This is a genomic window from Faecalicatena orotica (assembly GCF_003149245.1).
Classification (GTDB): domain Bacteria; phylum Bacillota; class Clostridia; order Lachnospirales; family Lachnospiraceae; genus Faecalicatena_A; species Faecalicatena_A orotica.
This window is the reverse complement of sequence record NZ_QGDL01000022.1, coordinates 56,350-76,950: the sequence shown is the minus strand read 5'-3', so window position 1 is coordinate 76,950 and position 20,601 is coordinate 56,350. Positions and strand designations below refer to the sequence as shown.

21 protein-coding genes and 1 other annotated feature are annotated in these 20,601 nt (G+C 44.5%); of the genes, 2 read left to right on the top strand and 19 right to left on the bottom strand.

From position 1 onward, the window contains the following. Positions 1–365 precede the first annotated feature (365 nt). The 15 genes from A8806_RS24765 to A8806_RS24695 form a co-directional block, all read right to left on the bottom strand. Positions 366–1,190: an endonuclease VIII gene (locus tag A8806_RS24765; protein WP_109733847.1), complete on the bottom strand. Its 825-nt coding sequence runs from the start codon at positions 1,188–1,190 to the stop codon at positions 366–368. Positions 1,191–1,228: 38 nt separating this feature from the next. Further along, on the bottom strand, positions 1,229–2,077 hold the full coding sequence (locus tag A8806_RS24760) for an AraC family transcriptional regulator (RefSeq protein WP_109733846.1): 849 nt from the start codon (positions 2,075–2,077) through the stop codon (positions 1,229–1,231). A gap of 133 nt (positions 2,078–2,210) precedes the next feature. Continuing rightward, positions 2,211–2,627: a YjdF family protein gene (locus A8806_RS24755; protein ID WP_109733845.1), complete on the bottom strand. Its 417-nt coding sequence runs from the start codon at positions 2,625–2,627 to the stop codon at positions 2,211–2,213. Positions 2,628–2,837: 210 nt separating this feature from the next. Continuing rightward, positions 2,838–3,203 (bottom strand): ACT domain-containing protein, encoded by a 366-nt coding sequence (locus tag A8806_RS24750; RefSeq protein WP_109733844.1) that lies wholly within the window; start codon positions 3,201–3,203, stop codon positions 2,838–2,840. Positions 3,204–3,213: 10 nt separating this feature from the next. After that, positions 3,214–3,423, bottom strand: coding sequence for a helix-turn-helix transcriptional regulator (locus A8806_RS24745; protein WP_109733843.1), 210 nt, complete (start codon positions 3,421–3,423; stop codon positions 3,214–3,216). Further along, positions 3,420–3,950 carry a hypothetical protein gene (locus tag A8806_RS24740; RefSeq protein ID WP_146203327.1) on the bottom strand — a complete coding sequence of 177 codons (531 nt, stop codon included), beginning with the start codon at positions 3,948–3,950 and terminating at the stop codon, positions 3,420–3,422. The genes A8806_RS24745 and A8806_RS24740 overlap by 4 nt, the downstream gene beginning before the upstream one ends. A gap of 225 nt (positions 3,951–4,175) precedes the next feature. Beyond that, positions 4,176–4,742 carry a GrpB family protein gene (locus A8806_RS24735; RefSeq protein WP_109733841.1) on the bottom strand — a complete coding sequence of 189 codons (567 nt, stop codon included), beginning with the start codon at positions 4,740–4,742 and terminating at the stop codon, positions 4,176–4,178. A 22-nt stretch (positions 4,743–4,764) separates the two neighbouring features. Next, entirely contained in the window at positions 4,765–5,463 is a 699-nt protein-coding gene (mtnN, locus tag A8806_RS24730; protein ID WP_242996267.1) for a 5'-methylthioadenosine/S-adenosylhomocysteine nucleosidase, read from the bottom strand. Positions 5,464–5,493: 30 nt separating this feature from the next. Further along, a complete protein-coding gene (locus A8806_RS24725) occupies positions 5,494–6,051 on the bottom strand; it encodes a dihydrofolate reductase family protein (protein ID WP_109733839.1) in 558 nt (185 codons plus the stop codon). A 94-nt stretch (positions 6,052–6,145) separates the two neighbouring features. Next, on the bottom strand, positions 6,146–6,784 hold the full coding sequence (locus tag A8806_RS24720) for a DUF2812 domain-containing protein (RefSeq protein WP_109733838.1): 639 nt from the start codon (positions 6,782–6,784) through the stop codon (positions 6,146–6,148). Next, positions 6,777–7,112, bottom strand: coding sequence for a PadR family transcriptional regulator (locus tag A8806_RS24715; RefSeq protein WP_109733837.1), 336 nt, complete (start codon positions 7,110–7,112; stop codon positions 6,777–6,779). The genes A8806_RS24720 and A8806_RS24715 overlap by 8 nt, the downstream gene beginning before the upstream one ends. Positions 7,113–7,347: 235 nt before the next feature. Then, on the bottom strand, positions 7,348–9,777 hold the full coding sequence (gene leuS / locus A8806_RS24710; protein ID WP_109733836.1) for a leucine--tRNA ligase: 2,430 nt from the start codon (positions 9,775–9,777) through the stop codon (positions 7,348–7,350). Between the two features lie 93 nt (positions 9,778–9,870). Further along, positions 9,871–10,090: a binding site (T-box leader), on the bottom strand. A 142-nt stretch (positions 10,091–10,232) separates the two neighbouring features. Then, positions 10,233–11,012 carry a ZIP family metal transporter gene (locus A8806_RS24705; RefSeq protein WP_109733835.1) on the bottom strand — a complete coding sequence of 260 codons (780 nt, stop codon included), beginning with the start codon at positions 11,010–11,012 and terminating at the stop codon, positions 10,233–10,235. 115 nt (positions 11,013–11,127) lie between these two features. Then, the gene (locus A8806_RS24700) at positions 11,128–11,559 is read right to left on the bottom strand and encodes a flavodoxin (protein ID WP_109733834.1); all 432 of its coding nucleotides are present in this window, start codon (positions 11,557–11,559) and stop codon (positions 11,128–11,130) included. Positions 11,560–11,572: 13 nt separating this feature from the next. Next, complete coding sequence (locus A8806_RS24695) at positions 11,573–12,163, bottom strand: DUF3793 family protein (RefSeq protein ID WP_109733833.1); 591 nt, start codon at positions 12,161–12,163, stop codon at positions 11,573–11,575. 221 nt (positions 12,164–12,384) lie between these two features. Here A8806_RS24695 and A8806_RS24690 point away from each other — a divergent pair, with 221 nt between their 5' ends. Beyond that, positions 12,385–12,813: a hypothetical protein gene (locus A8806_RS24690; protein WP_109733832.1), complete on the top strand. Its 429-nt coding sequence runs from the start codon at positions 12,385–12,387 to the stop codon at positions 12,811–12,813. A gap of 126 nt (positions 12,814–12,939) precedes the next feature. Here A8806_RS24690 and A8806_RS24685 read toward each other — a convergent pair whose 3' ends face one another. Beyond that, positions 12,940–14,184, bottom strand: coding sequence for a uroporphyrinogen decarboxylase family protein (locus A8806_RS24685; RefSeq protein ID WP_242996266.1), 1,245 nt, complete (start codon positions 14,182–14,184; stop codon positions 12,940–12,942). Positions 14,185–14,376: 192 nt separating this feature from the next. Here A8806_RS24685 and A8806_RS24680 point away from each other — a divergent pair, with 192 nt between their 5' ends. Next, entirely contained in the window at positions 14,377–16,665 is a 2,289-nt protein-coding gene (locus A8806_RS24680) for an extracellular solute-binding protein (protein WP_109733831.1), read from the top strand. 105 nt (positions 16,666–16,770) lie between these two features. Here A8806_RS24680 and A8806_RS24675 read toward each other — a convergent pair whose 3' ends face one another. The 3 genes from A8806_RS24675 to A8806_RS24665 form a co-directional block, all read right to left on the bottom strand. Next, complete coding sequence (locus A8806_RS24675) at positions 16,771–17,064, bottom strand: hypothetical protein (RefSeq protein ID WP_109733830.1); 294 nt, start codon at positions 17,062–17,064, stop codon at positions 16,771–16,773. Positions 17,065–17,401: 337 nt separating this feature from the next. Beyond that, positions 17,402–19,084 carry a hypothetical protein gene (locus tag A8806_RS24670; protein ID WP_109733829.1) on the bottom strand — a complete coding sequence of 561 codons (1,683 nt, stop codon included), beginning with the start codon at positions 19,082–19,084 and terminating at the stop codon, positions 17,402–17,404. 67 nt (positions 19,085–19,151) lie between these two features. After that, positions 19,152–20,597: a TrkH family potassium uptake protein gene (locus A8806_RS24665; protein WP_109733828.1), complete on the bottom strand. Its 1,446-nt coding sequence runs from the start codon at positions 20,595–20,597 to the stop codon at positions 19,152–19,154. Positions 20,598–20,601 lie beyond the last annotated feature (4 nt).

Sequence of the window (20,601 nt, the reverse complement as noted above, 5' to 3'; positions counted from 1 at the left end):
AAAGCCTGATAGAAAAGAATACCCTCCCTATCAGGCCCGATCGGAAATATGCCCGCCAGCATAGGTTCCGAGTTCCGGTCAGCTTTACTTATCGTTTTGCATAAAGCTGACAAACACAACACTAATAGTATAAAGTATTTTGAGGCGGATGTCTATCCGTCTATTTGCCATACCCTGAAAAAAATCGGTCTTTATTGGGAGGTGCAGAACAGCATCTGATGCCCAGCTTATATCACCCATCTTCTCCTGATTATAGGGAATCGTAAGTTTAGGTCTGCCCAGACCCATCCTTAACTAACTGACATTGGTTCACAGGCAAGCCTGTAAACAGTAACGAATAAATGCAGCGTTATGATATAAAAATATCATTTTATAAGTGGCTGGCATTTCGGGCAGTAGTATACAGATCCGCCAAGATATGCTTCTTTTGTGATCTCTCCGCCGCACATTGGGCATCCTTTTGTAAGGCTGTTCTTCGACATTTTTGTCTGATACCCGCAGTTTTCCCCGTAGATATCTTTCTCTGTGTCGCGCCCGCCGGCTTTCAGCATTTCTTCCAAAACAGTTACGATACTTTCTTTCAATTTTATGATATCATCCTGACTTAATGTATTCAGTTTTCTTTTCGGATGTATTCCTGCCTCAAATAAGATATCCTGAACCACACCGTTTCCGATTCCGGGGAAACGCTGTTCTGTGGCCAGAAATGCTTTTGCACTCAGGTTCGGCTTACTCTCAGCCAGTATTCTGTCATAGTATGCTGAAAATTCTTCGGATAAAGGCGAAACTGCATGCAGGCTCTTTTCATAATATTCATTATCGTAATCCCCATGATGCAGTATAATTCCGCCATACATCGCCACAGTAAAGGAAAGTGCCGTCTGATCATCAAAGATAATCAAAAGCTGGTACGTTTTCGACAGCTTCGTACTGTCTGTAAATCTGACATTGACTCCGTCATTCACGGCCAGCCGTTCCCCATTGTCGAATAAAATCTCCACAAAGATACCGAAACCAGATACAGACTCTATTCTTCTGTCTTTGATCCGCTCTTCATACAGATTGGGGTCTCCATTAAACCAGCAAAACTTATGAGGCTTATTCGGGGGCAGAACTGCCGTTACTTTTTTTCCTGCCACTTCCTTTTCCAACTGTGCCGCCCTTGCCATTACTTCCGGAAATTCCAGCATACCTGTTTCCTCCCTGATCCTTTTTATTACTTGTCCCTTTATTTCTTTACAACCGGTATCCAAACTTCATAAATCGCATTCTGTGGGTCAGGATTCAGATACACTTCAATATCCGGGGCATTGCCATACTCATATCCTGATCCCGGGAGCCACTCTGTCACAATTCGTTTTTCCAGTTCCTGAATGGAAAGGTTAGTCCCTTTCCCTTCGAAAATAGCCCAGTCAGCTTTTGGAACTATAAATTCCTCCAGCTCTCCGTCTGTTTCTGCGTCAGTTGCCACCGAAATGTAATATCTCCAGCTCTGGCCTTCACCGCAGGCACTTACGCCCAGAATCCCTTTAGGCTCTGCGTCCATCATGGACGCCAGCTTCTCGATTAAACCTTCGGCGGCTGCTCTTCCCCACAAAGCCGGCACTGCCTCAAAGTTCTTTTCTAATTCCTTCTCAAGAGGGCATGATATCCCCACAATACGAAACGCTTCTTTCTTTTCAATTCTGTAATTCATCTCACTGTCTCCTTTTATTGTTATTCGGAAGCTGACAGGAGGAAATGCTTTCAATCTGGCGCCTGACTCTTTCGCCTCGGAAGGCGCTATGCCATGTACACTTTTGAAAGCCCGTGTAAATGCTGTCGGAGATTCGTACCCATATTTCAGTGCTACATCAACTACCTTTTCCCCTCCGCTCTGTAAATCAACCGCTGCAAGGGTCATACGCCTGCGGCGCACATATTCTGATAGCGGAACCCCGGCCATATATGCAAACATTCTCTGAAAATGGTAAGTACTGCAGCAGGCGATCCTGGCCGCTTCCTCGATTTCAAACTTATCACATAAATGCTCCTCTATATAGCCCATTGCACGGTTTAATCGTTCTATCCAATCCATGTTTTGCCTCCTGATATCAATATAATATATTCGTCCAGACTCTTCCTCTTATTCCCTGCCGGAAAAAGAGAGTCAAAGAATTTCCTGTAGAATAGGAAACTGGAATTTTCCTGAGAGTAAGGAAACAGGGGCATTATCTGCCCCTATGTTTCTCTTTCTTTTTCTGCTGTTTCAGATCAAACTGACGCTGCTTCTCAGCCTCTTTTTGTTCGCGGCTTCTTTCTTTCCTGCCAGTTTTCATCTGCTCCTGCTGTAACTTTAACGCCTGCTGGGATTTCGTCCCGATACCAGTGGTATCCGTCTGCCTGTGGGCCTCACGCATCGCCCTCTTCGGATTCTTCTTCTCAGCTTTTACAGCAGCTGCCACAGCCGGACTGAATCGAAACCGGTAGTAATTTTCCATCAGGAAGCCATTCACTTCATAATCCTTCGGTTCCGCACCGAATGTCACCTTACTTACAGTGAGCATTCCATCCGTCACCTGCTCGATCACGCCTACCCAGAAAGGCTCCTCGAAAAATACTGTCAGTGTTACCGATATCTTGTCCATGACAATTCCTCCTTTGCTTGTTATGAACCGTGAAACTGTCCATTAGACATTTCCCCGTGTCCAGCAAAAGAACGGACGACCAGGAGGAGGGTTACTGATACCCTAAAGGGTACGCCTGGACTACCAACCAGACCGTGTTTTTATCTCTGCTGTATTCATATTATCTTTTTATGAAGTGGGTGTCAAGCTTGAACCTGTTTACTATGCATACTATTCAATCACATATCCCGCGCCTGAAAGCACCTCCACTGCGCGGGAGAAATTCTCCGCTTTTGTGAGAACATAGTCTGTATTATATGTCGATAACGCAAAGATACTGATTCCATTTTCGGCAAGCAGAGAGGATATCTTTGAAAGAATCCCGATCAGTGAAAAATCCAGAGCCCCCTGTATCCGGAAGGCTCTCCAGCCATCATCACGTGCAGTAGTATTCCCGGGCACATCCTCTGTTGCACAGACCAGAGACAGTTCTTCATCTGTCTTACCTATGAAGCAGAAGTCTGCCTCTAAATGAACCATTGAGAAATCTTCCACTTTGCATACTGAAAACTCTTGTTTTAATATATTTAAATTCATTCTATATCCCCTATTCTTTCTCCGACGGCTCTTCCCAGAACAACTCATCCAGTGTCTTCCCCAGTGTATGGCAGATAGACAGACAAAGCCTGATTGTCGGGTTGTAATCACCCTTTTCGATTGCATTGATCGTCTGTCTGGTTACACCTACCTCATCCGCAAGCTGCTGCTGAGACATATCAAAGGCTGCACGGGCTGATTTTAACTTCAGATTCTTCATAATGACTCCACGTCCTTCTCCCGCCTGTCCTTAAATGACTTCACCGCTATTATGGCTAATATAAGGAGATTAAGAACTCCTGCATAGAAAAAAACGATACTATAAGGGTATGTATTTTTAGGATCCAGTATTGCAGGTATCCCCCAGTAGAAATCCAGTATAAGTAAGAAAATATTAGAAACCGTCAGAGACTTCCCTGTTGAGTCGCGATTAAAAAAGGCGTCTTTCCAAATGCACAATATGATTGCAACTGCAAGAGATACAAAAATCCCTAGAAGAATCCCCGCTGCTCCCCTGTATTTACCTGTAAGATCTTCAATGACGCTATTGAACAGAAGATATAAAATGAGTATAGCGTATGCGTACTTAAAAGATTCCCCACGGATAAGTTTCTGGCGCTCATCAAATTCATTTGGTTCCGCATTTTTCCCATTTTTTATTCTAACAATCGCAATAATTATTAAAAAAATAGTTAACACACTCAAAAAGGCCAGTATACACATATAATAACTTCTTTGACTCATCATATTCCCTCCCGTCTGAATCAAACCGATTTCATAAATGGAATTACCTTGTTTCCCATACAGCTGTATTTTCTTCTATTTTTACTATATTCCATACATTACATTTTGTCAATTATATTTTACATTTTGTAAGGTGGTTTTTATTTCATAGGACGTACTTTCCTCGTATGAAATAAAAAACCTTCCTCCGCATGTTTATCCTGCAGAAGAAGGTTTTTTTCATATTCTTTATGAATATCTTCCCTTATATGCACTTTTTGCAGCCCCGGTATATTTTTTTACAAAGGCAGTCTTTTTATCTGTATAGGCGTCCCTGTTGTGTTCGTAGATCTTCCACAATTCGAGTTTCAGTTCTTCATATTCTTTAGCGATTTCTTGATGTTCCTTCAAATAATCCCGAAAATATAATTCATCGTTATCTCCGAAATATCTTAAATGAAGATGGTATACCTTATCTGCAAAACCATTTTCGGTATATCCCTTGTTAAAAGACAGCCGTTTATCCGTTCTGGACATACAGCGATAACCGATAGACTCCAGTATACTGCTGATATTCTGCCAGTCACTGTCCTCTTCTGTCTCAACTATAATGTCCACGATGGGTTTTGCCCAGATTGTTTCAATGGCTGTACTGCCGGCATGGCTGATCCGCCTGACCTGCGGTTCTGGCAGCCTTTCTCTAAGCAGAGCCTGTTCTTCTTCATACCAGCTTCTCCATACGTGCTTATGCTCTGTCAGGTAAATAGGGAAAAGCTGCCAAAGCTCTTCCAGACTCATTTCTTCCAGCTTCTTCATATGTATCCCTCCGGCCGTGTGTTTAATATGCCTCTGTTAATTCCTCAAGTATAAGCAGTACAATATCTTTAGAAATAATTGATGCTTTTTCACAATTCTCTCTGAAGTTTCCAACACCTGCATGCGAAGCCGTATCCGTAATCGTCCGCACGGCAATGAACGGAATTTGATTTACGAAACAAACATGGGCGATACTTGCCGTCTCCATGTCCACTGATAACGGTGCAAACTTTTCATTGATCTCATCGCGGTTATCATCTGTAATAAAACATTCCCCTGTCACACTTTTTCCAAATAACAGCCGGTTTGAAGCTTTATCCTCAACTCTTTTTGCAGCATTGAGGAATCTCTCATCCGATTCAATGTAAACAGAAGGAAAATACGGATGAAAACCAGTCAAAATGTTTTCTGCTACATCATGATATGCCGACGCAGTGGAAATTACCGTATCAAACAACTCTACAGTTTCATCCATGCCGCCAGCGGTCCCTGCGTTGATCATTCCATTTACGTGATATAAATCAGCCATTACCTGCGCGGCAATCGCAGCGTTTACCTTACAGTTACCACAGTTTGTAAGCACCGCCGGTATCCCCCTGACCGTACCCTCATAAAATTTTAGCATTGCCTTTTCCGTAACCTGCAGATTCTCCACATGCTGCAAAATCGGCGCAAGCTCTGCTTCCTCCGCACATATAATTCCCATTTTCCATTCCATCATTTTTTTCTCCTTTACTTTTCCATTGCGGCCTTAGTCACACCTACTGTCTGAGACTTGTGTCCTTTGCTCATAGACCAGATCTGTTATGCCATTATAATTCTTTGTCTGAACCAGTTTTAGCGGAATCCTGCCTGTTTCATTTTCAAAAAGACGGATGCCTTTCCCTAATATAACAGGTATCACAGATAAATAATACCGGTCGATCAGATTCTCTGCGACAAGTGGTGCAACAGTCTGTGTCCCTCCGCAGACCCAGATATCTTTTCCCGAAGCCTTCTTTAATCTCTTTACAAGGCCACACACATCTTCGCCTGTAAATATGATTTCTTCTTCATCAGGCAGCTCCCGGTGTGTCAGGACATAACTTTGCAGACCACTGTACATCCAACTGCCGGGCGAAAGCTCCGTCACAATCTGGTGATAAGTATTCCAGCCCATAACTACAGTATCAATATCCTGAATGAACGTATCATAGCTCTCCATGTCATTCCTGTCAGGCTCCTCTCCGGCCAGCCAGTCTACATTTCCATACTGGTCAGCGATATAACCGTCAAGACTCATTGCTATAAATAAAACCACTTTTTTCATCGGTATCCTCCATTTTTATGATACCACTATAGTCTATCAAATTCTGTTTATTTATACTACCCTCAAAGTTCAAACTACTTCTTCCACTTAATTTCTAGTTACAGTTCTTTCTCTCTTTTAGATACCAGAACAACGATCTGACACCAAACCATGCACCCAGTAGTATAAGCAAAAGAAACAGCAGTCCGCCAAACCCTCTCATCGCAGCAAAAGGCGTCTCAAACAAAAACGCTCTCCAGAAATGCATCCCTTCCATATTCCATAGCCCCGGTGTATAATATAACTCCTTAAGATGCCATAACTTCGTAAAATCAAATGCACCTGATGTATGGAGAACGACTGCCATCGGGATATACATAACAGACAAATGCAGCCACATATAGGAAATCCTTTTATAACGCTTTGCCTTTGATATACTGTCTGAAAAAATCTCATCAGAAGCAAAAGGGGCCGCCTGCTCAAAATACTGCAATCCATTCGTCCTTGTTCCGCCTATATGTCTCCAGCCGCAGTCCTCAAACAGCGATAAATAATCTTCGAAATCCTCCTGCTTTTTAAAAACACGATAATCCACCCTGACCTTTGGTACCGTGTCCTTCCCCTCTGTCTTGACAAACTCATGCCGGCCCGTGGAAACTTTGACATCAGCCAGACGATACCCCTTCCGGCGGTAAGACTCCAGCCATTCTTCAATACTGTCGATACGATTGATAAAAAATCTGTGTTTAATCATGAGAACTCCCTTCTGCCTGCAGCCCGCAGGACTCAGCTATACGAATCAAGTCGCGCAGCCTGGCTGTTTCCAGATTTAAAACCTCTTTCCCGAGTATAGTGATCTGATATACTTTTCTGCGCTTATCATTACTGGGAACGGATTCGATCCATTTCTGTTTGAGTAAATTCTCTATCGCCCCGTACATTGTTCCGGCCGCAATACGGACCTTTCCGCCGCTAAGCTCCTCCACCTTCTGCATGACATAATATCCATGACCGGGCTTAAGCAGAGCCAGCAATATAAAATATGTGGTCTCCGTCAGTGGTAAATACTGGCTTAAATTCATAATCGCCCTCCTTTTATACAGTTTAACTATATAGTTTGATTATATACAGTTAAACTGTATAATTCAAGTATAAAATTAAATATACTCATATTTTGTTCAACCAATCGTGAAAAGTCCTCTGATGTTATATTACTTTTTACGAAAAAAGAACAGCGCCAAATATTTCAGCGCTGTCCTTAACTATTTATTTTCTTACTTTACCTGCCAGTCATATTTATGAAATATTTCTCCGGTATTATTTCTGTACGATATTGACAATACGTCCCGGAACATAGATTTCTTTCACAATATTGCCTGTCAGCTTATCAGCCACGGCTTCTTTACCTGCCGCGATTGCTGTGTCTTTATCTGCGTCTGCGGCGATCGTGATGACAGCCCTCGTCTTACCGTTGATCTGTACAGCAACCTCAATCTCGTCATCTTTCATCAGAGACTCATCATAGGTCGGCCATTCAGCCTTGAATATTGTTTCTGTATGGCCTAACTGCTCCCACATTTCTTCGGCAAAATGAGGTGCAAACGGTGCCAGAAGTACTGCGATTGTCTCCAGAGACTCCCTGTCGATACCGCCTTCCTTTTTCGCAATCTCGATGAATTTATTGTTATACTCCATAAATCCTGAGATTACGGTGTTCAGGCTAAAGCTTTCCAGACGTGTTGTGATGTCATAAGCCAGTCTGTTGCGCTGTTTGATCATTTCCTTTGTTGCCTTGATCTCTTTTTCTTTGCTGTCCATAAGCAGATTCCAGAGACGTTTCAGGAAACGGTTCACACCGTCAATTCCGCGGTCATCCCACTCTGCATCCAGCTCCGGCGGCCCTACGAAGAGTTCATACATTCTCAGGGAATCACATCCGTAATCTCTCACGAGATCATCCGGTGATACAACATTTCCTTTGGACTTACTCATCTTGATACCGTTCTTTCCGGTGATCATTCCCTGGTTGAACAGTTTGTGGAATGGCTCGTCGAAGTCTACGACTCCGATATCACACAGGAACTTTGTATAGAAGCGGGAGTACAGAAGGTGCAGTACCGCATGCTCTACTCCACCGATGTACATATCTACCGGAAGCATCTCGTCTGCCTTTTCTCTGGAAACCAGTTCTTTATCATTATGGCTGTCCACATAGCGCAGGAAATACCATGAAGATCCCGCCCACTGCGGCATGGTGTTTGTCTCTCGTTTGGCCGGTTTTCCGCAGACAGGGCATTTGCAGTTCACCCATTCCTCGATTCCTGCCAGTGGTGACTCTCCTGTTCCTGTCGGCTCGTAGGATTCTACTTCCGGCAGGCGCAGAGGAAGTTCTTCCTCCGGTACAGGCACTGCGCCGCAATCCGGGCAGTGGACGATCGGGATCGGCTCTCCCCAGTAACGCTGGCGTGAGAATACCCAGTCACGGAGTTTGAAGTTCACTGTTGCATGTCCGATGCCCTGTTTCTCAATGATATGCGGGGCCTCTTTCTTCAGGACTGCTGATTCCATGCCATTCCAGTCACCGGAATTAATCATCGTTCCAGCCGCTTCTGTATAGGCTTCTGTCATGTTTTCGATCTCTTTGCCGTCCTTCGCGATAACCTGAATGATCGGAATATCGAACTTTTTGGCAAATTCGAAGTCACGGTCATCGTGTGCAGGCACGCACATGATAGCTCCTGTCCCATAGTCTGCAAGGACATAATCAGAAAGCCAGATTGGCGTCTTCTCGCCGTTTAACGGGTTGATCGCATAGCTTCCCGTGAATACACCCGTTTTTTCTTTATCCTGCAGACGGTCTACATTTGATTTCATAGAAGCATCGTAGATATATTTTTCCACAGCCTCTTTCGTCTCCGGTGTTGCAAGTTCTGCTGCCAGTTTATGTTCCGGTGCAAGTACCATAAATGTTGCACCGTACAGTGTGTCCGGTCTTGTTGTATAGACGGTGATCTTTTCGTCACTGCCGTCAACCGGGAAATCTACCTCTGCACCGTATGATTTTCCGATCCAGTCAGACTGCATCTTTTTTACCTTTTCCGGCCAGTCCAGCTTATCAAGGTCATTGAGCAGACGGTCCGCATACTTCGTGATTCTCAGCATCCACTGGCGGAGGTTCTTCTTTGTTACTTCTGTCCCGCAGCGCTCACATTTTCCATTCACGACTTCCTCGTTTGCCAGACCTGTCTTACAGGACGGACACCAGTTAATCGGAAATTCTTTCTCATATGCAAGACCCTCCTTGAACATTTTTACAAAAATCCACTGTGTCCATTTATAGAAATCCGGGTCTGTTGTGTTGACTTCCATATCCCAGTCATACAGCGCAGCGATCTCATTGATCTGACGTTTGATGTTCTTTACATTCTCTGCCGTGGAAATTGCCGGGTGAACTCCCATCTTAATCGCATAGTTCTCTGCCGGGAGTCCAAATGCATCCCATCCCATCGGATGAACGATGTAATATCCCTGAAGCAGTTTATAGCGGCTCCATACGTCAGAGATAACATATCCCCTCCAGTGTCCTACGTGAAGTCCGTTGCCTGATGGATATGGGAACATATCCAGACAGTAGTACTTCTGCTTTTTGCTGCCGTCATCGTTAACCTTGGGATTAACCGGGTTCTCAGCCCATTTTTCGCGCCATTTCTTCTCAATGGCTTTGTGATTGTACACAATCTTAGACATTTCTTAATTCCTCCTGTGTTCCGTGTTTCTTCCTAATTGAACTACTGATTATAGTGTTATTTTTTACCCACCTAAAAAGCCTTTTCCTCTCAATTAAGAGACGAAAAGGCTTCAATTTCCGTGGTACCACTCTCATTCACCTGATAAAGACCAGATGCACTCATTGCTTCTGTAACGGGAAGACCCGCTTTTATCTACTTCTATTTCAATAAAAGAACTCCGAGGCGAGTTGGGAGATTACGCTTCTGCCTCGCACCAGCCGGCAGATCTCTGAAAACGTCAGGCTCTTAATACTCCTCATCAGCGTTTCTGCAATATTCTTACTTATTATAAGAAGAATGTTAAAATAAGTCAAGTGGTTTTCCACATGATTTCTTTTTTATTCCCCTAATTTCCGGCATTAATTTAAGAATATTCTGAAAACGACGGGCAAAAGGGTCTGACCTCTTTGAACTTTACCCCAGTGCCACATCTAATATCATCATCAGTGTGAATCCAACTGCGACGCCGATTGTGCTGATGTTCGTATGTGGTTCTGCCTGTGCCTCGGGTATTAATTCCTCCACCACCACATATATCATGGCTCCGGCTGCAAATGCCAGAAGGTATGGCAGTATCGGAACTACAAGACTTGTGAGCAGTATTGTAATGACTGCGGCGATCGGCTCTACGATTCCGGAAAGGGTTCCATACAGGAATGCCTTGGATTTCGAAGCGCCTTCGCTTCGAAGCGGCATGGATATGATAGCACCCTCCGGGAAGTTCTGGATCGCGATACCGATTGACAGTGCAAATGCCCCCGCTATGGATATCATGGTGTTGCCTGTGGCTACGCCGGCAAATGTGACACCGACCGCCATTCCCTCCGGGATATTATGCAGTGTTACTGCAAGCACGAGCATTGTGGACTTTTTAAAGTTGGATTTGATGCCTTCCTCATCACCCGTCAGGTGCATATGCGGTGTTACAGTATCCAGCAGCAGCAAAAATCCCATACCCAGCAAAAATCCTGCCGCAGCCGGTATCCATGCAATCGAACCATTCTCCTCTGCCATGTCGATAGCCGGTATTAAGAGTGACCACACGGATGCCGCCACCATGACGCCTGAGGCGAAGCCAAGCAGTGCCTTCTGCAGTTTTTCATTCATTTCCCTGCGCATGAAAAATACCATTGCTGAGCCGAGTGTGGTACCTGCGAAAGGAATAAGTATACCTATTATCATGTTCTGATTCACGTTCTTTCCCCCTGTTCATCATGTAGTTTCATACTTATGAGCCTATCTTATGCATGAAAGAACGAATTTGTCAAGAACAAAGAATATGTAGTCGTAATCTTTGCTTAATGCTGCATTAAGACAGTTCAGCCAATTCTTTGCCTGCCGCCTCACACTCTGCGAGTGCGTTGCCGTCCGGCGTCTCGTTTGCTATGATCCCTTCTTCTCTTACCAGTACCGCACCGGCTGCCTTCATACGTTCTGCCCAGCTGCGCATCCACTCGCCGTCTCCCCAGCCGTAGGAACCGAAAAGTAGAATTTTCTTCCCTGAAACAAGAGGCTCCAGTTCTATTACAAACGGTTCCATCTCACTTTCTTCCAGTTCCTCCGCCCCCATAGACGGGCAGCCGAGTGCAAATGCATCTTCCTCAGAAAGAGCCGCCGCATCTGCCGCATCCACTTCTAGAAGGACCGCATTCTTCCCGGCCGACTCAACTCCCTTTGCAACTGCCCGGGCCATTGCCTCCGTATTTCCTGTTCCACTCCAATAAACGATTGATACACTCATTTTATGATACCTCCTATTTCCGAGCAATCTCTTTGATGCTCCTGCCTGTTAAAAATTCATTGACTGCACAGGTTTTCGCCTGGTCATATTCATTGAAAATCATTTTCGCCTCCCGGGGATTACTGTATACTTTCCAGTAACCGGTGAGCAGCGCTCCTTTCCCTGCATTCTCGATAAATCCCTCTACATCTTTCACCGGGTATCCAAGGAAAATCCCGATTTCATGTGGGAAACCTATTCCTCTTTCTGCAAACATGCAGGCACGCCCAGCCAGCCTCACAAGCATTTCTTCCAGTTCCATGTCCTCATAGCCGTATTGACGGAGAAAACTTCTGACACCGATACGGTTCATATATTCTCCCAACTCCTCCCTGCGGTAAAACAGCACGAGGCACCTTCCCTCTGATTCCAGCAGTTTCCTGTAAATAATCCCCGTATCTTTGAAAATATGATACAGTTCGCAATATGCTGCTGACTCCATCGTGATGCCGCATGATACCTTGAGTCCTTTCAGAAAAGGCGCACACTTGAGCACGATTTGAAAACGTAGTTTCAGTCTGGCATCCTCGTGTTTTAAAAAGTAAGATAGTACTTCTGCCGGCATAATAATCCCCTTTCATAAATGATTATGATTCTCAATTAGCTAGATCTTACCACATCCTGCAGGCACATTCAACTTCATCAATTGAGAATTATTCTCATTTCCATTTTCTCCGTAATTTATCCTTTTTTTAGTTGTTACTATCAGCGCTTTAGTGTATAATAGTTTTAAGATATCTGAGCATTGAGAGGGCTCAAATCACATACATAAAGGAGAGATTCGCCATGGTAAATTTAATAACAGGTCCTAAGGGCAGCGGAAAGACACAGCAAATGATTGAACTTGCAAATGAGAAGGTGAAAACTTCCAACGGAAACGTCGTATTAGTCAAAAAGAGTCATCGCGATACATACAGCGTAGACTTCAACGTTCGTGCAATCTGCATGGCAGATTACAAAGATATTGCAACACTCGAAGAGTTTATCGGTTTTATTTACGGCATGGTAGCCGGCAACCACGATATTGAAACTATTTTCATTGATGGCGTATTAAAGCAGGCCGACATCACAATTGACAGCCTCCCCGATTTCATCGAAAAGCTGAACAAGATTTCCAAAGAAAATAATATCGAATTCTTTATCAGCGTAAGCGCTGAAAAGAAGGACATAACGAATATAGATCCAGAGTCACCGGATTATTCTTTCCTGAATTAGTCTAAAAAAGGTACATCGGCAGTGTAAGCTGCCCGATGTACCTTTTATATTCCCCATTCTTCTTTCGTTATATGCAGTTTTACTGCTCTTCTGTGCGATCTTTTTCATGGTCTTTCAAATTTTTAATCAGATCCGTGAGTCTGCCACTGCCCTGTACATTGCCAGCAGATTCTCCGCCGGGACATCCGGCATGATGTTATGTTCCTGATTGAAAACGAATCCACCGTCCGGTGCAAATATGTCGATCATTCTGCGTGTATAATCATACACCACATCAGGAGTCGACCTGTTCAGAACCGATCTTGTGTTGCAGCCGCCGCCCCAGAACGTAATGTCTTTTCCGAATTCACGTTTCAACGTGGCCGGGTCCATCTGGTAGGCTGTTGTCTGAACCGGATTAATCACATCATATCCCGCATCGATCAGGTCTCCCATGATTGGATAAATCGAGCCGCAGGAATGCAGGAATGTCTTCATGTTACTATGCTTGTGAACATATTCATTCAGCTGCGTGTGATAAGGTTTGAACAATGTCTGGTATTTTTCTCTGGACATGAACATTCCGGTATCCATTCCAAGATCGTCTCCGAAACGCAGAATATCAACAATATCCCCTACTGACTCGCACACATTTTTCAGGGTTTCCATGTGGCGGATCATCAGCTGTTCTACCAGTGCCTCCACGTTTTCCGGATCGGCATATGTATCCATCAGGAAATTATCCATTCTACGCAGGAAGGTTCCCCACTCAAACAGATTACACCCACATGTAATCATCAGTGCCCGGTCGGTCTGGCTGCGAAGTGCAAGTGTCCGCTCACGCAATGTCTTATAAAAGTCCTTATCTCCCGCATGGTCCCACGGGCTGTGAACGAGGGCGCTCCATAATACCTTTCCCATCTGGTGGTCCAGATCTGACCAGTCATCGGGATAGTCCTCCACATATGGGAAATAAGTCTGATCAAAGAAAGTAGCCCCAACAGGCATTTTCGCAATCATCGTCCCTTCCTTGTCAAATACAAGGTAATCCCCGTTTTCCTGCTTTACCGGGCGGAACCATACCGGATACTGTCCGATAGAGCCATCTGCAAGCTCTATATCATACCAGTCCTTATCCTTTTCATTAAAAACTCTTCCGATGTCAATTACATCTACACCGAATTTGTCCAGTATCTCCATTTCCGGCTGTGCAACCTGCTGCACAACATCAAAGATACGTGTGTGCCCGTGTGTTATCCCCAGTTCTTTCTTTAAATTGTTATAAGCGATAGCGGATATACCGGAGCTGGGTGTTCCCCCAAGGTCCAGTGGCACGTAGTCCGGCTGTTTGTGGTTAATGGATGAGAGTACTCTCTCTCTCGATGTCATCATGATATGTTCCTCCTATTTCTTCTTTTTATTTTTCCTTTGCCCTGCTGTTTTTTCTTACTCTTATTATATAATTCCCAAATTTGTTTACAACCGGGTTTCAAAAATTTTTATCTAAACGTTTAGATTATTGTTTTTCAACTAGCGCGATGCTATAATAAAAAAAAGAAATTTTATCATGAAGAGGAGCAGCCAATGGTCACTTTAAAAGATGTTGCGAAAGATGCAGGTGTTTCTATTGCAACCGTATCCTGCTGTCTGAGTGGTTCCAGAAATGTAAAACCCGAAACCCGTGTCAGAATTATGGACTCGATTGAAAAGCTTAAGTATATCCCCAATTCGTCTGCCAGAAACCTGAAAACGGCTGATTCCAGAAGAATTGGTGTAGTCCTGACGGATATCGATAATTTTTATCACGCAGAAATCTTCAAAGGAATCTCTGCAGAACTTCAAAGTAAAGGATATCATATTAGTGTTGCATTTTCGAACAATTCTCCCGACATTGAATGTGAAAAGATTGATGATTTCATCAGCAGCAATGTATCCGGGCTCCTGATCATCACATCCCAGCCCGGGAATCAGGAATTCTTCCTGTCGCGGATGAAGCATTATAATATACCGTCCGTGTTTATCGAAAGACGTCCCAGAGGAATTGATTCCAGCTTTGCAGGTTTTGATAATGACAGAACCGTATGTTTCCTGACGGAAAAGCTGTTGGAAAAAGGATATCGGAACATCGCCCTCTTAAGCGGTGCACAGCATTTTTCCTCTGAATCGGATGCCCTGAACGGCTATATGACCGCCCTCTCTTCCTGCGGCCTTCCCTATAATCCTGATATGGTCCAGATTACAAATATGAGCAAAGAGGATGCATTCAAGGCAATGCTGAACCATCCATATTTAGAACAGCTAGATGCTGTTATAGCCACCTCCGGGACAATCGCCGCCGGTGTTCTGGAAGCTCTTAGCGTACAGGGAATCTGTGTACCGGATGACGTGCAGCTGCTGACTCTGGGGGAAGAATCATGGAACCATGCCTCTTCTGCCCCCGGTATGATTCATACAGAGCGGACAGCTTTTACTCTGGGCCGGAAGGCTGCGGAACTGCTGATGAGGCATATAAAGTCCCCTCTGCTTTTCGAAGAACAGAACGTCATTTTTTCTGATGATATTATACACCGGGAACTGCCCCTTAAAGCCCCCCGCCGCAGAAAAACGGCTCCCTCTTCCCAAAAGCCCCTTCGGATTCTGATGCCTGATATGGCAACCGCACACTCTGCAAAACTGCTTTCCAGAAATTTTACACTTCAGACACAGATTCCGGTTGCGATAGACTTTTCGCCCCAGCACCGTCTACTGAAGGAAATCATCACAGATATGGAACGCCCGGAAAGCCGCTATGATATCTATATGTATGATGTCCCCTGGCTGGAGTACCTTGTTCAAAACGGCTCTATCGCGAATATAACGGACTTTGTAAACGGAGACCAGTTTCAGCGTTCTGCCCTGATTGAGGGAAGCCTGAATAATTGCATTTATGAATCAAAGTATTACGGTGTTCCGATTGTCAGCGGCTCACAGATTATGTTCTACCGGAAGGACCTGTTTGAAAACCGGGCCGTTCAGAAGGCTTTTAAGGAAAATTACCAGATATCGCTGCGTCCTCCGCGCACATGGACCGAGTTCAACGGTATTGCATCTTTCTTTACCAGAAGTTTCAATCCTGACTCCCCGACAGAATTCGGGACTTCCGTAGCCGGGATTATCGATGAAGAGTTTGCGCCTGAAATTCTGATCCGGCTATGGGCCTACGGCGGGAAGATCTGGGATAAATACAACCGTGTATGCCTCAACACCCCGGAAAACGTAAAAGCTCTGCAGAGTATACTGAGTACAATCCGGTTCACTCCGTCCGGCCCATTTGAAACCTCTATTAAACAGACTGTAACTGATTTCTGTTCCGGACGGACCGCCATGCTGGTTACCTACACGGAATATGCCAACGAGATCAATAGCAGCATCCGGGACCATATCATTGGACGTGCCGGCTATCAGGCACTCCCCGGCAAATCCCCCGCCAGTGTGGGCTGGATTCTGGGATTGAGCCCATGTACCTCCCAGCCGGATAAGGCTTTCAGCTTTTTCAGGTGGCTGTATCAGAAAGATATCAGCATCTATATGACGATTTTAGACGGCCAGTCTCCTGCTGTCGCTCCGTACCATAACCATGAGCTGCTCAAATTATATCCTTGGCTGGAGCTGACTGAAGAGAGTTTCTCCTATTGCCATAAGCGTACAGGGCCATACAGCAGCAGGTCGCTGATTATACCGAGAAACAGGATTGAAAAGATCCTGTGCGATATCGTTAAAGATATCACCAGAAACGGTACAAGTATTGAGAATGCCCTGGAAGCCGCGCAGATAGAAATGAAGGCACTCTTTCAATCCTATGGCTATCCGAAGCCAATACATTTGCTAACATAAAAGACTTTAACAGAAGGCACTTCATTTCCACCATGCCAGGTGTGCCCTTCCCCTTACTCATAGGGGAGTTGCACACTTTGGCTGCGCTGCGTATGCATCCCACTATCATAATAGCTTCATATACCTCAGAATACGGATCACATCCCGCATCCCGGCCAGATATGCCACTGCACTATAATCTACATTCATGGCATCCCTGCAGTCCAGCAGGTCATGTATGATCTTATCCTGTTCTTTTGTAAGTGTATCCCGCATTGCCATATAAGCTTCTTCCAGTTCAGCCTCTCTTTTACTGTTCTTCTGATATTGGATATCATCCTTCAGTATCTCATATATAGTAGGCTCCCCAATCGTATCAAATGCTGCCTTTAGCTTTTCATGAAAATCTCCGGTTTCCATATTCCACCCTCCTCTATGAATTCTTCCTTTGTCTTTGTAACATACTTAATTATATAAACAAGAAAAGGAAAATACAATAAAGCATTACTTCAATCTGGATTTAGTGATCACTATGTGACTTTTTACGTCCAAACCATCGCAAAAAAGAGTTTTGCTTGCGAAACTCGCGCCTGTGGCGGTTGCATTGCGACATTTACCTTACACGCCGCAGTGCGCATCCCGCCGGATGGGCTTTTTATTTCATAGGACGTACTCTCCTCATATGAAATAAGTAAAAAAATCCGATACTGCAGTTTGAACATGCAGCATCGGATTTTTCATTTTATCCCTACTTCTTTTACTCTGTTCCGGCGTCGGTTTCTCCTCCGTCTCCGTCGTTTGTTTCTGCACCGGCTTTTGTCTCTGTACCTGCCTTCTCTTTGCCATTCAGAGAGAGAACGGTATTGCTGTCCCCACCCTCCTTATATTCAATCGTTACTTCGTCACCAACATCATATTTAATGATGTCGATGAAGTCTACGACTGATACATCATATATATCGTCCGACCCTTCCAGCATGATATAGTAATGGGAATTTCCGTCGATTACCCCCTGGGCGATCTTCGTGATTTTCGCCGTCATAGTCTCAATCTCACGGGTGTCTTTTTCAACTTCCTTGATTCCGTTGTCATACATCAGTTTAGTGTATGCCTCTTCACATGCGCTGACCGTATCACCGATTGCTACGATCTGATATTTCTGGACATTGACCATTGCATATTTCTTTACGAGTCCGGCATCGTCCTTCAGGGCTATAAAATAGGTCGGTTCCCCTGAAATATTCAGAAGCAGCGGGAATGTCGCCACGTATTTCAGGTTCTGCACCTGGCCTTCGGCGGATGACATCGCGGAATCTTCCGTCGCACCTTCCACTTCATAGAACTTTGTTTCCATTGTACGCTGGTTCATGAGCACGAAACCAACGTTAGACTGGTCACCGCTGACAGATGTGACACCTGTATATACCCATACATCATCATCTATCGCGAGGTAATTATAGCCTGTCGTTGTCTTCAGGCAGTCTTTCTGGCCAAGAATACTGTTAAAATAACCATGCTTCAGACTTCCATAATAATCATATAATTCTACAAGCAGGTCCGCGGAAAATGCCCTGTCTATCCATTCCGGCGCATCTTCAATGCTGTAATCTGTCGTTTCCCCTGTTACAGCGTTACACAATACCACCCTGCCGATCGTTGTTCCCCCGAACAGCCCGATGTTAAACTTCTTTACAGGGCAGACCCAGTATGGGACACCATCATCATCGATTTCAAAACTCAGGTCATTGAAAATATACGTGGGATACTTAAATCTCAGGTGACGGTAGATATTTCTGTTAAAGTGGTCACTTGTCGTGTATTTCATGCCCTCTTTCAGTTTAACCAGCTCCGTATTCTGGGTAGCCATGTCAATCTTAATATAGGCAGGAATCCCTTCCTTCTGGTTCGTCAGCCATTTAATCAGGTTCGCATAGCGCAGTGGTGAGACACGCACCGGCTGGTTCTGATAGTTAATCTGACTGTACAGTTCATCTACCTCAAACTGTGAAACCATATCTACCATACTTCCCATCTTACGGTTTCCTAAGATTGCTGCAGAATCCCTGTCCAGAAGCGGAATCTGGTCGAAAGACAGTTCCTCGATATCCTTTGTGAATTCCCCGTCTTTTACGGTCAAAAGCTTCTGGTATTTCTTTGCGTTTACAATCGGAGAAGACAACAGGGAACCAATAAGGTAAGCCGCAATTACGAGAATCAGCAGTCCCCCTATTGCCTTGAGTCCTTTTGATTCCTTAAACGTGTACCTCGTCAGCCTTTTTCTTCTGACAAAGATCAAAATAATTACGATGATCAATACGATCAGAAACATCCAGAAGTCGGATGAATGGATATTAATTGCGGGCAGCGCCACATAATAGTAAATCGCCGCAAGCAGAATAATGCCGACAACCGCCAAAAGTTTCATTTTTCCTTTTTTCATACTTTTTCCTTTCTGCCTATCCTGTTAGTGCCAATGTTCTGAAATACTTTCTTCCCCAATGAATCCCCTAAAACCGTCTACGCCACAAATCCGGAGATAGCAGGAGGAGATATGGGAATATCTCCAGTCTTCCTACAAGCATGTCAAGACAGAATACAATCTTGGACAATGCTGAGAAGTCATAGAAGTTTTCCACGGGTCCTATCTGGGAAAGACCCGGTCCGACGTTATTCAGAGTCGTAAGTACGGCACTAAATGTAGTCGTAAAATCATAATTATTGAATGCAACGAGGAAAACAGACCCCATTAAGATCAGGATGTAACATATAAAATAAATATATACGCTATGCATCGTATCTCTGCTGATTTTTCTCCCGTTAATCTGTACGATTGTCACCGACTTCGGGTGCAGCATCCGCCTGATCTCCTGTTTTACACTCTTAAACATGATTAGCAGACGTGATATTTTAATACCGCCTCCGGTCGACCCTGCACATGCACCGATCACCATCAGCCCCAGTATAATAACCTTTGACAGCTCGGGCCACAGGTCAAAATTGGCTGTACAGAATCCCGTCGTTGTGATAATAGCCGCAACCTGAAAGGATGCATATCTGAATGCATGTAAAATGTTCCCATACATCCCCACTATATTCAGCGTGATAAAAATAATCGAACCTGCAATAATTCCTAAGTAAGCATGGAGTTCTTCATTTTTTAATACAGTCTTCCACTCCTTCAGGCGAAGCAGGAAATACAGGTTAAAGTTCACTCCGAATAATATCATGAATACCGTAATCACACCGTCAATATATGCACTGTCATAAAACGCGATACTGCTGTTCTTATTGGAGAATCCGCCGGTACCCGCTGTACTGAATGCATGAATCAGAGCATCGTAGAAACTCATTCCACCAAACAGAAGGAACACCACCTCGGCCGCCGTCAGTACAAAATACATCGAATAGAGTATCTTCGCTGTACTTCTGGCCTTGGGAACAAGCTTGTCAGCTTCCGGCCCCGGAACTTCGGCACGCATCAGGTGCATCGAGTTCTCGTCATCCAGAGAAGTCAGCATCATAACAAATACAAGTACTCCCATGCCGCCAATCCAGTGTGTCAGGCTCCTCCAGAAAAGCATCCCCTTCGGCAGAATTTCGATATCTGTGAGTATGGTAGATCCCGTCGTCGTAAAGCCGGAAACAGTCTCGAAAAACGCATTCAGGTAATTCGGTATACTTCCTGAAAGGAAAAATGGCAGCGCACCGAACAGGGACCACAGTATCCATGCAGAGCCTACGATCACAAGACCTTCTTTCCCGTAAATTGTCTTATTTTCCGGCACCTTCCTGCCAAAAGCAAGAAAGATTATGAAAAGAACTACACTCACTACTAAAAAAGTCAATCCACTTTTTTCACCATATAAAAATGCAGCCATAGCCGGAATCAAAAGAAGCGCCCCTTCGACCCCCAGCATTTTACTTATGATAAAAACCGTCATCTTATAATTCATCAGT